This window comes from Corynebacterium sp. HMSC074H12, assembly GCF_001813755.1.
Lineage (GTDB): Bacteria > Actinomycetota > Actinomycetes > Mycobacteriales > Mycobacteriaceae > Corynebacterium > Corynebacterium hiratae.
Genome location: NZ_KV813946.1, coordinates 32,366 through 46,599, shown reverse-complemented (window position 1 = coordinate 46,599; position 14,234 = coordinate 32,366). Strand labels below are relative to the sequence as shown.

Below are 14,234 nucleotides of genomic sequence, written 5' to 3'. Positions count from 1 at the left end.
CCACACCGCTACCATTTCAGTCTTCTGAACACACCGGTACCAAAAACTCGCATCTGACAGTAGATTTACTACAGAATTGAATGCTATTTGTTGTCGTAGTCTTGGTCACCGGAGGCACCGTACATGGTGGTCTTCAGAATTGGCCCCAGAGTGAGGATAGAGGTGCCAAACCCTGATACGACAAGGGCCGCAGCTGGGCCGATGGCACTTACAACAGGTGCCCCGATGATGTATCCAATAAGCATTGCGGAGCTGTTAATTGAACCCATCGTAGAAAGGGCTTTGGGTTTCACTTCATCAGGTACGGATCCGACAACGATTATGCGTAGTGCGGCCACCTGAGCAGCATTGCAGACTCCGCCCAGGAGGAAACATGGGATGCAGAGCCACAATGAGGGAAATAGTCCAGGTAAAGCTATGAAACACCCCATAGCGAATCCTGCCCCGGCCAGGACTTTCCCAGCGTTCTGTGAGTGAAGGCGAGCTGAAAGCCGTGCGCCAAAGATGCGGCCCACGATAAATGCTTGGGCAATGATGGCATATAACGTACCGCTGACGTGGAGGGTCTGTGTCGCATAGAAGACAAGCGAAACGTTGAAAATCGAGGTGCAGATAATTGCTCCCCAAATGCTGGTTAACGCGGACCGAGCGCTTCTATTCTTCAGCAAAAGGGAAGGTGCTTCGAGGACCTTCTGGAGAAAACTCGGTGAAGAATCTTTGGTTTCTGAATGAAGCAGTGTTTTCGGGGGCGAGGATTTATAAAGGAAATAAAAAGCAAGTAGCGAGACTCCAACGGCGCAAGCTTCAACGAAGAGCGCTGTCTGCAGGTTTCTTTGGTCCAGTAGTAATCCACCTAGAGGTGGTCCAAGGAATCCACTGCCAAGTCGGGCTGTGTCCAAGAGGGAGAAGGCTTTCGCCTGCTGTCCTTCGCCGACCTGAGAGTCAGCGATGGTGAAAATGGATGGAATTGACAGTCCGCTTAAGCATGCGGTGACGAGATTTCCGACAATGAGGATCAATGGCTCTGGATAGGCTGCCATTGATAACAGGCCCAGAAGATCTAAGAAGAGTGCAGCAAGCGCAATGTGATAGCTGTTGAATTTGTTGAAGAGTGGGGCCAGAAAGGGGACTGCAAAAACTTGAGCGCAAGTACCCGAGATGAAGATGCTTGCCACCAACAGTTCGCCTTTGTTGAGTTCGGCGAAGTGGAGTGAAATCGAGAGGCTGGTCATTGACCCGCACACTGACAATAAAAAATATGTGGCGGTCAAGGTGTAGATAGATGAAAGTCCTTCGTCACCACTGTTTCTAGGGGGATGCATTTAGGCTGCAACTGTTTCGTTGCCCTGGCCGCTGAACGGACCTGAACCTCCTACTGTGACTACTTCGGAAAGCGTTTCGGAGGTAAGCATTATTTCTCCCATATGTGATGACGATTACATGCAACAAGATAATGATGTGCGACTCTCATTGCAAGGGTGTGGCGGAGTCAGGTCTTGCACTGTGTACAGGAAAAAGTAGTGCTAGCGCTAGTGACCTTCGCTCTTGTGAACATCAAAATGTAGAGCATGAAAAAGCTTGTGGTTGGCATGATTGCCGTGGTGGCCGTGATTGTGGTGGCGTTTGTCGGGTTTGTGGGATTCATGCAGTGGGTCGATGCAGACAGCGTGACCGGTGATGACGGCGTAGCTCCCGGATACAGCGCTGAGACAGGTGGCCCGCTGGAAGCGTCGTTTGCGGGCGAGGGGCCACACGAGGTCGACGTGCGGCGCGACGGCGACGTGACCGTTGCGGCACCGACGGGTGCGGGACCATTTCCGGCGGTGGTCATGGCTAATGGCACGAACACGCCGCTGAGTCGCTACCTGCCTGTGGCGGAACACCTGGCAAGTTGGGGCTTCGTGGTTGTCGGCGATGAGACTCCCCAAACCGGAACCGGGGAGAATGTCGTGCACCTAATCGAGAGCTTGCCGGAACTGGATTCTCGCGTGGATCGATCACGGGTTGGCATTTTCGGACACTCACAGGGTGGCGCGGGCGCCATCAACGCTGCGGCCCACACGGAGGTAGCAGCTGTGTATGCGGCGAGCCCGGCCTCCCACAAAGTGGCACAGTCCAATGACTGGGACTACACCACCGCGGATGTTGAGGCACCGTTGTTCTTGATGACGAGCGATGGCCGTTCAGACCGCTGGCTTGTCAGCCCGTGGTCAGACCTAGAGGAGAGCTTTCAATCAGCCGGTGGTCCGGCAATCATTGCCCGCCGCCTGGGCGCGGATCACAAGGACGTTTTAGAGTTCGGGGACGGCTATGCCACCGCGTGGTTCCGCTACATTCTTGCTGATGATCCTGATGCACGAGACGTGTTCGTTGGCGCTTCACCGGCGGGTGCCGGTGAGCTGGCGAGCAACGCGCTCTGGGACCGAGTGGCCACCCGTGGCTGGTAGTTCGCGGGGTCTTTCGCCATCCCATGCGGTGTACCGAACACGCAAAAAGCTACCTGTGCTCACACGCCTCTTTGCAGGAGGCGTGGTTCACAAAAATCGGCAGCCCTGATAAATTTCAAATGAAGTGTCAACCGGGCGGTGCCACGCCAGCCTGTACAAACAGAATCGAATGAGTTATGCAGACAAAGGCGAAAGGCCACGTCGAGGGCCTCTACATTGATGAGAACTTCGAGCGGCGCGCCGGAGCCGTCACGTTCGGGGAGAGCATTGAGGGCATAGTGCTTGGCGACGTCCCCGCAGCCGAGGCCGCCTGGCACGCCGGGGACCCGGATGCGTTGCTGTGGGTGCCCGGTTTCGTGGACCTGCACAACCATGGAGGCAATGGCGGGGGCTTCCCCAACGGCGACTATGAGCAGTGCCTGGCCGCCGCCCGCTTCCACCGCGCGCACGGCACCACGACGTTGCTGGCCAGCTTGGTCTCCGGCACACAAGAAGAGCTGTGTGCCCGGGCTGAGCTTTTGGCCCAGCTGGCTGAGGAGGGTGAAATCGCCGGCATCCACATGGAGGGCCCCTTCATCGCGGCGGCCAAATGCGGCGCACAGGACCCTTCGCGCATCGTGCCCGGTGACCCGGACTTCTTCCGAGCAGTCATCGCCGCGGCCCGCGGCCACCTGCGTTCGATTACCTTCGCGCCGGAGACGGAGAACGTCGACAAGCTGCTCGAAGTCTGCGCGGAGCATGGCATCATCGCCAGCCTGGGCCACACCGAGGCCGATTACGACACCACGCTGAGCGTTATCGCCAAGGCTAAGGAGCTCGGCGTCACCGTGACCGGCACGCACCTCTTCAACGCCATGCCACCTATCCACCACCGCGCGCCGGGCCCGGTCGCGGCTTTGCTTACCGCGGCGAAGGCGGGGGACGTGGCCGTCGAGCTCATCGCAGACGGCGTGCATCTTGTCGACGGCACCGTAGACATGGCCCACAGCCACCGAGCCTTCGCCATCACTGATGCCATGGCGGCCGCTGGAATGGCCGACGGTGACTATGAATTGGGCTCCCTTCCCGTCACGGTGAGCGGGGGAGTAGCGCGTGTGCCCAGCGGCGCCATCGCGGGTGGTACCTCCACCTTGGCCCAGCAATTCGTCAGTTTCGCCGCGCGCCATGGTCTGGGCGAGGCGGTGCGTTTTACCTCCACCACGGCCGCCGACGTGTTGGGGGAAACGAATCTAGGCCGAATCGCGGTTGGCGCTCGTGCCAATCTGGTGGGTCTCAATGCCCAGTTGGAACCAGTGCGCGTCATCGTCGACGGCGCGGACATCCCACTCTCTTAAACACACAGGAAGGCATCTCATGGAAATCCTCATCCGCTCCACGCCGGCCGAAGTGGCCGTGGAAGCCGCGAACATTTTCGCGCACTACGCCAACGCTGGGTCCACCCTGGGCCTCGCCACGGGATCGACCCCGGTGGCGATGTACAAGGAACTCATCGCCCGCTATGAGCGCGGCGAGGTCAGCTTCGCCGACAGCCGCGCATTCCTGCTCGATGAATACATCGGGCTGGAGCGCACCCACGAGCAGTCTTATTACTCCACCATTCGCCGCGAATTCACCAGCCACGTGGATTTCAACGACGACCTGGTGAAAAGCCCCGCTGGTGACGCGGACGACCCGGCAGCCGCCGCGGCCACCTATGACAAGGCCATCCGTGATGCTGGCGGCGTGGATATCCAACTGCTGGGCATCGGCGCCAACGGACACGTCGGCTTTAACGAGCCTTCCAGCTCCCTGACGTCGCGCACCCACGTCACTACTCTGCACCCGCAGACCGTGAACGATAACTCCCGATTCTTTGACACCGTGGACGAGGTGCCGCGCTTTGCCGTAACCCAAGGACTGGGAACGATCAGCGAGGCGCGTCGTCTGCTCTTGCTGGCTACCGGTAGCAATAAGGCCAATGCTGTGCGCAACATGGTGGAAGGCCCGCTGTCTGCGCACTGCCCGGCCTCAATCCTGCAGTTGCACCAGCACGCCACGGTGATTGTGGATGAATCCGCTGCTTCCCAGTTGGAGGACCGCGAGTACTACATTTTTGCCGACCAACATCGTCCGCACCGCCCACTCTTCTCCTAAAAACTCCATCTATTCCTTACTAATGTGAAAGGACTCCTCGCATGAAAGTCGATGTCATGGGGCCGCTGCAGCGGCTCGGAAAAGCCCTCATGGGCGCCGTGGCGGTGCTGCCCGTCGCGGCGATCCTCTGCGGTGTTGGTTACTGGATATCCAGCGCCGCCGGCCCGGATAACCTCGCCGCGCAGCTGCTCATCAGCTCCGGTGATGCGGTGCTGGCTAACCTGGGCTGGATCTTCGCCATCGCGATTTCCTTCGGTCTGGCCAAGGATTCCAACGGCGCCGCAGCACTATCTGGTTTCCTGGCCTTCGCCACGTTTATGAAACTGCTCGGCCCGGAGGCCGTGGCCGGCTACCGCGGCATCGAAGACCCCACCGCGTTGACCGGCGATGAGGCGCTGGAATGGGCCGCGGAAGGCTGGAATGCTGTGGGCGGCGGCAACGTCCTCTTCGGCATCCTCGCCGGCATCATGGCGGCCTGGGTATATAACCGTTTCCACGGCACCAAGCTGCCGGACTTTCTCGCCTTCTTCTCTGGCCGCCGATTGGTGCCGATCCTTACCGCGATCTTCGCCATGGTTGTCTCCGGGATCCTCTACTTTGTGTGGCCGTTCATCTACAACGCGCTGTTCAACTTCGGTACCTCCATCCAGGGCCTGGGCGCGGCGGGTGCCGGCATCTACGGCGTGGCCAACCGCCTGCTCATCCCGACTGGCCTGCACCACGCACTGAACTCCGTCTTCTGGTTCGACGTCATCGGTATCAACGACATCGGTAACTTCCAGGCCGGCCAGGCCACCATCGACGCCGCCGCGGCCGCGACCTCTGCCGCTGATTGCCCGGGTATTTGGGCCAACGGCCAGTGCACGGTCGAGGGCGTCGTGGGCCGCTACCAGGCGGGCTTCTTCCCGGTCATGATGTTCGGTCTGCCGGGTGCGGCACTCGCCATGTACCTGCGCGCGGATAAGAGCAAGCGCAAGGTCGTCGGCTCCCTCATGGCCGCCGGCGCTTTGGCTTCCTTCTTCACCGGAGTGACCGAGCCGCTGGAGTTCTCCTTCATGTTCGTCGCCCCGCTGCTCTACGTGGTGCACGCGCTACTGATGGGCCTGTCCGTCTTCATCGCCTCCGCCATGGAGTGGACCGCCGGCTTCGGTTTCTCCGCCGGTTTCGTGGATATGCTGCTCTCCTCCCAGAACCCGCTGGCCAACAAGTGGTACATGCTGCTGGTCATGGGCGTGGGCTTCTTCTTCCTCTACTTCGTCATCTTCTACTTCCTCATCGGCTGGCTGAACCTGAAGACGCCGGGCCGCGGCGAGGATGAGGCCGACGACGCGGCGGATTCCGTCAGCGGCGATGACAAGACCGCAGCCGATGCCGCGCGCATCATCGAAGGCCTCGGCGGCAAGGACAACATTGACTCCCTGGACTACTGCACCACGCGCCTGCGCGTGGGCGTCAAGGATCGCGCGCTTGTCGACGACTCCGTAATCAAGCGCGCCGCCGTCTCCGGCGTCATCCACCCCTCGGAGAAGAGCGTCCAGGTCATCGTGGGCCCGGCCGTGCAATTCATGTATGACGAGGTCAGTCACCAGCTGCGTCACGGTTCTCCGGCGCTGGCCACGGCGGGTGCTGCGAGCGCGGCTGGAGCTGCGGGTGTTGCAGCCAGTGTGCCGGCCAGCGCCGGCGTTAAGAGCGTCAACGGTGAGACGGACGTCGACGTACGCGCCCCGTTCGCGGGTGACGTCGTCGAGCTCTCCCAGGTCCCGGATGCGTCCTTTGCACAGGGCATGGTGGGCGAAGGCTTCGCCGTTATGCCTGAAACCGTCGATGCCTTCGACGTCTGCGCCCCGGTAGACGGCACCATCACCATGATCTTCAAGACACGCCACGCCTTCGGCATGAAGACCGCGGATGGCCTAGACCTGCTTATCCACATCGGCATCGACACGGTGGAGCTCAAGGGCGAAGGTTTCACGGCCCTGGCCAAGAAGGGCGATACCGTCACCGCCGGCACGCCGATCATCGCGGTGGAGGCGCAGAAGCTACGCGAGCGCGGCGTCAACCTCATCACCCCGGTGGTGTGCCCGACGGCCAAGCAAGTCGCTGGTGTCGACATTGCCCGCGAGGGTCATGTCCAACCGGGCGAGGTTGCGGCCACCGTCAAGCGCAGCAACTAACCTGATTCGGCCCATCTCAAGGGATGGGCCGGCGGGGCCAAATCCCAGATATAAAAACTGCCCGAGTTGCCAAAAACAACGTTGCTCCCTGCGGTGAGGAGCGAAGGTTTTGGCAACTCGGGCAGTTGTGGCTCGGAGGGCCCTATTTCAGCCGGGAAATCTGGAGTGAAGACGCCGGCTAGTCGGTATTGCTCAGCAGGCGCGGCACCACCTTGCCCGTGGCGTTGCGCGGCAGCTTGTCCAGGAAGTGGACGTCGCGCGGCACGGAGTGGTCGGCGAGGTTCTCGCGGACCCAGGTGCGGATGGCGTCGGCAGTCACGGTGTTGCCCAGGGCATCGCGCGTGGTTACTGCCCACACGGCGATGCGCTGGAAGGTGGTCTCATCCTCCACGCCGCCGGCGTGCACCTCCGCGATGCCCGGCATGGCCTCAAGAACCTCCGTCACCGACTGCGGGTGCACGTTTTCACCACCGACGATGATCATGTCATCGGCGCGGCCCACCACGTGCAAGTAGCCATCGGGGTCGATATAGCCCAAGTCACCGATGGAGATGAGGCCATCAACCTTGTTGAGCGGAATCTTCGGGTTGGTATAGCCAATGAGCGCGGTGGAGTTGGTCAGATAGATTTCGCCGACCTCGCCGCGCGGGACTTCTTTGCCATCCTCATCGAGGATGCGCAGCTTCGTGCCAGAGGCAATCTTGCCGCCGATGGTTGGGTCCTTAGCCACCTCTTCCATGGTGGCCGTCGATGCCAGCGCCAGCTCCGTGGAACCATAGACGTTGCAGAGAATCGGGCCGAAGCGCTCGTGGGTTTCTTTGACAATCTCCGGGGTCAGCGCATGTCCTGCAGAAGCAATGAACTTCAGGCTTGAGGTGTCATAGGCCGAATCTGGGTCGGCCTGCACCATCTGGCGGAAGAAAACGGGGGAGGAGAGCAGGCCATCAAGTTGGTAGCGCTGGATGTCATCGAGCGCGGCCGCCGGGTCAAAGACGCGGCGGGTGACAATGGTGTTGCGCAGGCCCAGCGCGATGTTGAGGCAGGCCCAGCCCCACGTGTGGAAGATGGAGGCGGTCATTTGCACCTTCTGGTCCCCACGCCACGGCACCGCATCCACGATGGAGGCAACCACCACGGGCAGCGTGGGCTCTGGGCGCATGATTCCCTTGGGGATGCCGGTGGTTCCGGAGGACATGAGCACGATATGTCCGTGCTTGGGCCAGGTGGGAAGCTTCTGCTTCTCGACGTCCCGCGGGTTCACCACGATTTGGTGCAGCGTCGGGGCCTCGGCCAGCTCAGCCGGGATCTCCTCGCCGGAATCATGACCAATCACGACCTGCAGTCCAGCAACGGGGCTGGGGCTAGCGCTGTCTGCGGGGGCAAGGCGGTCAACGAATTCATCGTCGATAACGAGCACGTTGATGCGGTTTTCCTCAATGCATCCGGCGAGCTGCTCAGGGGAGGAGCCAACGTTGAGTAGGAAGATGTGCGCTCCGGCATAACCTTTGGCGGCCAGCGGGGTGATAATGCCCCGCCCATTGCGAGCCATGACGCCGAGACGGATCTCGTCGAGGCCCAGGGAGAGCAACCAGCGCGCGAAGGTCTGGGATTGTTCGCGCAGCTGGCGGTAGGTGAGGGCCCCGTCGTCGTCGATAAGCGCTAGGCGTTCTGGGCAGGTCAGGTATGCCTGCTCCACCTCGCGGGCGGTGGTGAAGCGGTAGCGGGCGAGAACCGGCGCGGTGGAGAGTACTGCCCGTGGGCCGCCAGCGGGGCTAATAAGGCCGGCGCGAAAGAGGGCGGGGACAAAACGCGCGAGAGCGGCGGCATGGAAGGTGAGATCAGAAAGCTTCATAGAGTTCTCATCGTAGGGAAGAGGTAGAAGGTTACGGGGGAGGCGGCTAACGCGCCTGTTTTTAAAACGACAAATTGTTACAGTTGTTGCTATTGTTACACAAGATTAACTGCTAGCTTAGTTTAATATGGTTTCGGTTAAGAACATACCCTTTTCTTGAAAGGACATCAGTCACGTGAAGTTTACTCAGCGCATCACTGCCCTCTGCGCCTCCCTCCTCGTGGCAGTAGGCCTGTCCCAGGCTCCGCAGGCCGCCGCCGGCGAGCGAAACCTCGTCGCCTTTGGCGATTCCGTTTTGGCGGATCCGCAGCTGGATGTTTACCTCTCCTCGCGCCTCGGCTCCTCGAACCGCAATCCGAGCCTCGACTGCCCCTCTGGCAATAACTACGCCAAGCGCGTCGCGTCCAAGCTGGGCATGCCGGTGGCGGATTTCTCCTGCTCCGGTGCGGTCTCGATGTCCCAGGGTCCGCAGATGAACGCGCAGGTTGATGATGCCATCCGCCGCGGTGCGCTCAGCCCGGACACCCAGCGCGTACTCTATGCGGGCGGCTTTAACGACACGTATAACAATGCCCAGCTTTCCGACGCCGACATGCGCGCCCGCTTTGTTGGCGCAAATGCGCCGATTATCAACAAGATTCGTGCAGCGGCCCCCAATGCCCGCATTCAGATCGTGGGTTATCCGACCATCGGCTCCGGTGACCGCTACTGCCTCCTCCACTTTGGCCCGAAGCCAGCCGATGCTACGGCCCTGCCGATGGTGCAGCGTTATGAAAACGTCACGCAGTGGATGCAGGTGGACCTAGCGCACGCGACCGGCACCGAATTTGTGGATATGAAGCCGATGACCTGGGATCGCGGTATGTGTGCCGATGCCGATAAGCGGCTGTGGGCGGGTCTGGTGGACTTCTCTGCCGGCCCGGGCAACCTACCGCTGCATATTAATGCTCGCGGTCACGAGTTTGTGGCCAACCACCTCGCAAGCTTCTAGAAACGCGTTCTTATGACTTTAAGGCCTGGGCAACGTTGCCCGGGCCTTTCGCGTACCCTCGCGGACATGACTGTTAATGAAAACCTAAATGAAAATAACTCCCAGCAAGGCTCGGAGGTTGTCCGCGGCGTGATTGCGCGCGCGAAGGGCGAGCCCGTCGAGACCGTGAACATTGTTGTACCCGCTCCGGGCGAGCACGACGTCGTGGTCAAGATTCAGGCCTGCGGCGTGTGCCACACCGACCTGGCCTACCGCGATGGCGATATCGAGGATGCCTTCCCGTTCTTGCTTGGGCACGAGGCGGCGGGCGTCGTGGAGCGCGTGGGCGATGCTGTTACCCACGTCGAGGTCGGTGACTTCGTAGTCCTGAACTGGCGTGCGGTGTGCGGCGAGTGCCGCGCCTGCAAGAAGGGCGAGCCGAAGTACTGCTTCAACACCCACAATGCCTCCGCTCGCATGACGCTTGCCGAGGGCGACGCCGACGCCGGCACTGAGCTCACCCCGGCGCTCGGCATCGGCTCCTTTGCCGAGAAGACCCTGGTTCATGAAGGTCAGTGCACCAAGGTCAATCCGGAGGCAGACCCGGCCGCCGCGGGCCTGTTGGGCTGTGGCGTGATGGCAGGCTTGGGTGCTGCGGTCAACACCGGTGACGTCAAGCGCGGCGAGTCCGTCGCGGTCTTCGGCTGCGGTGGTGTCGGCATGGCAGCCATCGCCGGCGCGGTGCTGGCGGGTGCCTCGAAGGTCATCGCCGTGGACCTGGATCCGGACAAGCTGGAGCTGGCCAAGCAGTTCGGTGCGACCCACACCATCGCGGCGAAGGACAAGTCCGAGGACGAGGTCATCGAGGCAGTCCGTGAGCTCACCGATAGCTTCGGTACCGACGTGGCTATCGATGCCGTGGGCATCCCAGCCACCACCCGCCAGGCCTTCTACTCCCGCGACCTGGCCGGCCGCATGGTCATGGTGGGCGTTCCGAACCTCACCAGCCGCTTCGACGTCCCAGCCATCGACTTCTTCGGCCGCGGCGGTTCCCTCAAGTCCTCCTGGTACGGCGACTGCCTGCCGGAGCGTGACTTCCCCATGTACGTTGACCTCTCCCTGCAGGGCCGCTTCCCGCTGCAGGACTTCGTCACCGAGCGTGTTGGCCTCGACGACGTGGAGGAGGCCTTCGCTACCATGAAGGCTGGCAAGGTACTTCGATCCGTAGTGGAGCTGTAAATGATTATCGAACAGTTTGTAACCTCAGGAAAGTTCCGCCTGGATGGCGGTGAGTGGGACGTGGACAATAACGTCTACATCCTGGCCGCAGGCGGCGCGTCAAGCGACGCCGAGTGCTACATCGTCGATCCTTCCCACGACGCCGAGCGCGTCATCGACGAGGTAGGAAAGCGCACCGTCAAGGGCGTTATCCTCACCCACGCGCACAACGACCACTGCGAGCTCGCCCCCCAGGTGGCTGAGCACTTCGGTGTGTCCGTGTACCTGCACCCGGATGACCGTCCCCTGTGGGAGGAAACCCACGAGGATGCGACCTTCGTGCCGCTGGAGGATAACCAGCTATTCACCGTGGGCGATAGTGACTTCGTGGTCTTCCACACGCCTGGTCACTCGCCAGGGTGCGTGGTGCTCTACATCGCGGACGAAGCCACGCTTCTGTCGGGAGATACCCTCTTCAACGGCGGGCCCGGTGCCACCGGCCGCAAGTACTCCGACTTCGACGTCATCATCGAGTCCCTGCGCAACCGAGTGCTGAACCTTCCGCCGGAGACCCGCGTCCTGCCGGGGCACGGCGACGAGACCACCATTGGTGCTGAGGCTGCGCGTATCGACGAATACATCGCACGCGGCTACTAGGCCGGGGTGCGGGCAGCCTTGATGCCTGCCACCACCGTGGCGGCAAGTGAGAGCCCGAACCATACCCACGCGTCCGCTACGCCCGCGCTGAAAGCGCGGGCTTTTTCTTGCACCGCGAACTGCGCATCCGTGCTCAAGACTGCGGGCAAGGTTGCGGTGCCATAGCTGGCAATGAATAGCGCGCCGATGAGCACGAAAAACGCGCCCGACACAATGGACAAGGTGTTCGTGCGCACGGGGCCGAGGACCACCTCGCGTCCGCGCAGCCAGGACCACGAGCCCACATTGAGGCGCTCCCACAGCGCCGCCAGAACAAAGAGCGGTGCGGCCATGCCAGCGGCATACGCCACCATGATGATCCCGCCGTAGAGCGCGCTGCCGGACGCAGCAGCCGTGGTGAGCACAGCGCCTAAGAGTGGGCCCGCGCAAAAGCCCGCAAAGCCATAGACCGCGCCGAGCAGAAACACCTTTCCCCTCGCCTTACCGGACAGGGTATCCATGCCGGGGATGCGGAAACCACCGCCCAAGGCGGTAAAGATCCCCAGCGCGATGATGATCCAGCCCGCCACCGTGATGACCTGGCCGCGGTATTGCGCGAGGATTGCAGCCAGACCCATGCCGATGGGAACGAGCGTGGTACACAGGCCTAAGAAAAAGACCAGGGTTTTCAGCAGCAGCTGGCGCTGCGATTCAAAAGCATAGGCAAAGAAGGCTGGCACCAACAGCGCTGAGCAGGGGCTGATCAAAGTCAGCACACCGGCGATGACGGCGCCAAAAACTCCGATACTCATACGCTCACCCCCACTGCATAGCCTCCTAAGAACGCGGTCAGAACCACGAGCGCGATGAAGATCCACACGATGAGTGGCGGCTTATCCATTGGCCGCCTTGCCTAGCTGTTCCCGGATGGTCTGCTCAAAGACTTCCGGTGGCTGCGCGCCACCAATGAACTGATCCCCCACCACGAAGGCCGGGGTGCCCGTAATACCAATCTGGGAGGCATAGCTGGTGGCCTTCTCGATGACCTCGGTGTAGGTATCATCCGTGGCCTGCTGGCGGAACTTATCCAAGTCCGCAACGCCGGCCTTCTCGGCGAACTTCATGAAGTCCTCGATGCCGAATTCTGGGTGGCCATTGATGTCCTTGCTAGCGGTGTAGAGCTCGTGCTTGAACTCCTGGAACTTGCCCTGTGCCGCCGCCGCGCGCCCGGCCTTGGCAGCATCGACGGCGGCAGGACCGTTAACGGGGAAGTCATTCCACTCGATGCGCACCAGGCCCTTCTCCACGTACTTCTTGAGGAGGTCTGGCTCAGTGACGTTGGCGTGGCGGGAGCAGAACGGGCACTCGAAATCAGAGAACTCCGAAATCACCACGGGGGCATCCACTGCGCCCACGGCGAAAGGATCGTTCTCCTTCTTGCGGTGAACCACCGTGATATCGCCGCTCTTGGTGTCACCGCCGGGGCCGAATACCATCGGGTCCCCCTTCCCGTCGGAGAATTTCGTGCCGGGCGTGGCCTTGTCAGCATCCTTCGCCAGGTCTTGGGTTGGCGCCGCGCTCGTCGAAGTCTCCTGCGCCGCTTGAGTCCCGGCATCGCCGGAAGAATTGCGCTCTGCCAGCAGGAAGCCGATGATGATAGCCAGAACTACAACGAGCACCAACAGGCCCCACGCCACGGGGCTGATGGTGGATAGCGCTGATTTCTTGGGATTGCTGGTGGGGCGGGAGGATGAAGTAGGCATGCGATTACCTTAACGCGTCTAGGCCCGTTTGGGTGATGGTGGCCTCTGATGCTGCGTGGGGACGCTTTGGCAAGTACGGATCGATCAAATTAGGTCCCAGATCCCGTGGGCGATTTTCGGTCCTTATTTGATCGAAATGCACCTCGGTCTCAGCTCTCTTGGGCAGCGGCCAGGAGATAGCGGCCATAGCCGGACTTCAGGAGGGGCTCGGCCAGCTCGGTGAGTGCGGCGGCATCGATGAAGCCCTCCTCGAAGGCGGCAACCTCCGGTGAGCCGATGACGGTGCCGGTGCGTTTTTGCATCACCTCCACGTAGGCCGAGGCCTCACTCATGGAGTCCACCGTGCCGGTGTCCAGCCAGACATCACCGCGCTGCAAGCGTTTGACGCGCAGCTGCCCGCGGCGCAGGTATTCCTCGTTGACGGTGGTGATTTCTAACTCCCCGCGTGCGCTGGGCGTAATGGACTTGGCAATCTCCACCACGGAATTGTCATAGAAATACAAGCCCACCACGGCGTGGTTGGATTTGGGCGCGGCGGGCTTTTCCTCGATGGACAGGGCTTGGCCAGACTCATCAAACTCGACAACACCATAGCGCTGCGGATCGGAGACCTCGTAGGCAAAGATGATGCCGCCGCCCGGGTGGCTGCACTCATTCAGCGCCGTGGAGAAGCCGTGGCCGTCAAAGATGTTGTCACCCAAAACGAGGGCCACGTCATCCTCGGCGATGAAGTCCTCCGCAATGAGGAAGGCCTGGGCCAAACCTTCGGGCCGGGGTTGGACCGCGTAGTGCAGCATGAGGCCTAGTTGGGAGCCGTCGCCAAGCAGGCGTTGGAAGGCGGCCTGGTCTTCTGGGGTGGTGATGATGAGGATCTCGCGTATGCCGGCCTGGATCAGGGTGGTCAGAGGGTAGTAGACCATCGGCTTGTCATAGATGGGCATGAGCTGCTTCGAGATGCCCTTGGTGATGGGGTAGAGGCGGGTCCCAGAACCGCCTGCGAGAATGATGCCCTTCATGGGCTTCAAGCTTAACGGAGGGGTC

At 61.3% G+C, this 14,234-nt stretch carries 12 protein-coding genes; 7 read left to right on the top strand and 5 right to left on the bottom strand.

All coding sequences use genetic code 11. The features are described 5' to 3' along the window. Positions 1 to 83 precede the first annotated feature (83 nt). On the bottom strand, positions 84 to 1,322 hold the full coding sequence (locus HMPREF2932_RS12280) for an MFS transporter (RefSeq protein WP_046647863.1): 1,239 nt from the start codon (positions 1,320 to 1,322) through the stop codon (positions 84 to 86). A 246-nt stretch (positions 1,323 to 1,568) separates the two neighbouring features. Here HMPREF2932_RS12280 and HMPREF2932_RS12275 point away from each other — a divergent pair, with 246 nt between their 5' ends. The 4 genes from HMPREF2932_RS12275 to nagE all read left to right on the top strand — a co-directional run bounded on the left by HMPREF2932_RS12275 (position 1,569) and on the right by nagE (position 6,754). Next, positions 1,569 to 2,447 carry an alpha/beta hydrolase gene (locus HMPREF2932_RS12275; RefSeq protein WP_049157627.1) on the top strand — a complete coding sequence of 293 codons (879 nt, stop codon included), beginning with the start codon at positions 1,569 to 1,571 and terminating at the stop codon, positions 2,445 to 2,447. A gap of 176 nt (positions 2,448 to 2,623) precedes the next feature. Next, entirely contained in the window at positions 2,624 to 3,781 is a 1,158-nt protein-coding gene (locus HMPREF2932_RS12270) for an N-acetylglucosamine-6-phosphate deacetylase (protein WP_049157625.1), read from the top strand. Positions 3,782 to 3,800: 19 nt separating this feature from the next. Continuing rightward, on the top strand, positions 3,801 to 4,580 hold the full coding sequence (gene nagB / locus HMPREF2932_RS12265) for a glucosamine-6-phosphate deaminase (RefSeq protein WP_070679581.1): 780 nt from the start codon (positions 3,801 to 3,803) through the stop codon (positions 4,578 to 4,580). A gap of 41 nt (positions 4,581 to 4,621) precedes the next feature. Then, the gene (nagE, locus tag HMPREF2932_RS12260; RefSeq protein ID WP_070511275.1) at positions 4,622 to 6,754 is read left to right on the top strand and encodes an N-acetylglucosamine-specific PTS transporter subunit IIBC; all 2,133 of its coding nucleotides are present in this window, start codon (positions 4,622 to 4,624) and stop codon (positions 6,752 to 6,754) included. A gap of 178 nt (positions 6,755 to 6,932) precedes the next feature. Here the strand turns inward: nagE and HMPREF2932_RS12255 are convergent, their stop codons facing one another. Next, positions 6,933 to 8,606 (bottom strand): acyl-CoA synthetase, encoded by a 1,674-nt coding sequence (locus tag HMPREF2932_RS12255; protein WP_071410253.1) that lies wholly within the window; start codon positions 8,604 to 8,606, stop codon positions 6,933 to 6,935. 175 nt (positions 8,607 to 8,781) lie between these two features. On the opposite strand from HMPREF2932_RS12255, the gene HMPREF2932_RS12250 reads away from it, so the two are divergent. From HMPREF2932_RS12250 to HMPREF2932_RS12240, 3 genes are all read left to right on the top strand, one after another. Next, a complete protein-coding gene (locus tag HMPREF2932_RS12250; RefSeq protein ID WP_049157617.1) occupies positions 8,782 to 9,597 on the top strand; it encodes a GDSL-type esterase/lipase family protein in 816 nt (271 codons plus the stop codon). Positions 9,598 to 9,663: 66 nt separating this feature from the next. Continuing rightward, the gene (locus tag HMPREF2932_RS12245; RefSeq protein ID WP_049157615.1) at positions 9,664 to 10,815 is read left to right on the top strand and encodes an S-(hydroxymethyl)mycothiol dehydrogenase; all 1,152 of its coding nucleotides are present in this window, start codon (positions 9,664 to 9,666) and stop codon (positions 10,813 to 10,815) included. Further along, entirely contained in the window at positions 10,816 to 11,451 is a 636-nt protein-coding gene (locus HMPREF2932_RS12240) for an MBL fold metallo-hydrolase (RefSeq protein ID WP_049157613.1), read from the top strand. On the opposite strand, the gene HMPREF2932_RS12235 is transcribed toward HMPREF2932_RS12240, so the two are convergent. From HMPREF2932_RS12235 to rfbA, 3 genes are all read right to left on the bottom strand, one after another. Beyond that, on the bottom strand, positions 11,448 to 12,242 hold the full coding sequence (locus HMPREF2932_RS12235; protein WP_049157611.1) for a cytochrome c biogenesis CcdA family protein: 795 nt from the start codon (positions 12,240 to 12,242) through the stop codon (positions 11,448 to 11,450). The genes HMPREF2932_RS12240 and HMPREF2932_RS12235 overlap by 4 nt on opposite strands. Positions 12,243 to 12,323: 81 nt before the next feature. Continuing rightward, positions 12,324 to 13,193 (bottom strand): DsbA family protein, encoded by an 870-nt coding sequence (locus tag HMPREF2932_RS12230; protein WP_141756312.1) that lies wholly within the window; start codon positions 13,191 to 13,193, stop codon positions 12,324 to 12,326. A 149-nt stretch (positions 13,194 to 13,342) separates the two neighbouring features. Further along, positions 13,343 to 14,209, bottom strand: a complete 867-nt coding sequence (gene rfbA / locus HMPREF2932_RS12225; RefSeq protein ID WP_049157609.1) for a glucose-1-phosphate thymidylyltransferase RfbA — start codon at positions 14,207 to 14,209, stop codon at positions 13,343 to 13,345. Positions 14,210 to 14,234 lie beyond the last annotated feature (25 nt).

What these genes read in the sequence shown, in the direction of transcription:
- nagE (WP_070511275.1), top strand. Translation starts at nt 4,622, where the DNA reads ATGAAAGTCGATGTCATGGGGCCGCTGCAGCGGCTCGGAAAAGCCCTC.
- HMPREF2932_RS12280 (WP_046647863.1), bottom strand. Translation starts at nt 1,322, where the DNA reads ATGCATCCCCCTAGAAACAGTGGTGACGAAGGACTTTCATCTATCTAC.
- rfbA (WP_049157609.1), bottom strand. Translation starts at nt 14,209, where the DNA reads ATGAAGGGCATCATTCTCGCAGGCGGTTCTGGGACCCGCCTCTACCCC.
- HMPREF2932_RS12235 (WP_049157611.1), bottom strand. Translation starts at nt 12,242, where the DNA reads ATGAGTATCGGAGTTTTTGGCGCCGTCATCGCCGGTGTGCTGACTTTG.
- HMPREF2932_RS12230 (WP_141756312.1), bottom strand. Translation starts at nt 13,193, where the DNA reads ATGCCTACTTCATCCTCCCGCCCCACCAGCAATCCCAAGAAATCAGCG.
- nagB (WP_070679581.1), top strand. Translation starts at nt 3,801, where the DNA reads ATGGAAATCCTCATCCGCTCCACGCCGGCCGAAGTGGCCGTGGAAGCC.
- HMPREF2932_RS12275 (WP_049157627.1), top strand. Translation starts at nt 1,569, where the DNA reads ATGAAAAAGCTTGTGGTTGGCATGATTGCCGTGGTGGCCGTGATTGTG.
- HMPREF2932_RS12255 (WP_071410253.1), bottom strand. Translation starts at nt 8,606, where the DNA reads ATGAAGCTTTCTGATCTCACCTTCCATGCCGCCGCTCTCGCGCGTTTT.
- HMPREF2932_RS12245 (WP_049157615.1), top strand. Translation starts at nt 9,664, where the DNA reads ATGACTGTTAATGAAAACCTAAATGAAAATAACTCCCAGCAAGGCTCG.
- HMPREF2932_RS12240 (WP_049157613.1), top strand. Translation starts at nt 10,816, where the DNA reads ATGATTATCGAACAGTTTGTAACCTCAGGAAAGTTCCGCCTGGATGGC.
- HMPREF2932_RS12270 (WP_049157625.1), top strand. Translation starts at nt 2,624, where the DNA reads ATGCAGACAAAGGCGAAAGGCCACGTCGAGGGCCTCTACATTGATGAG.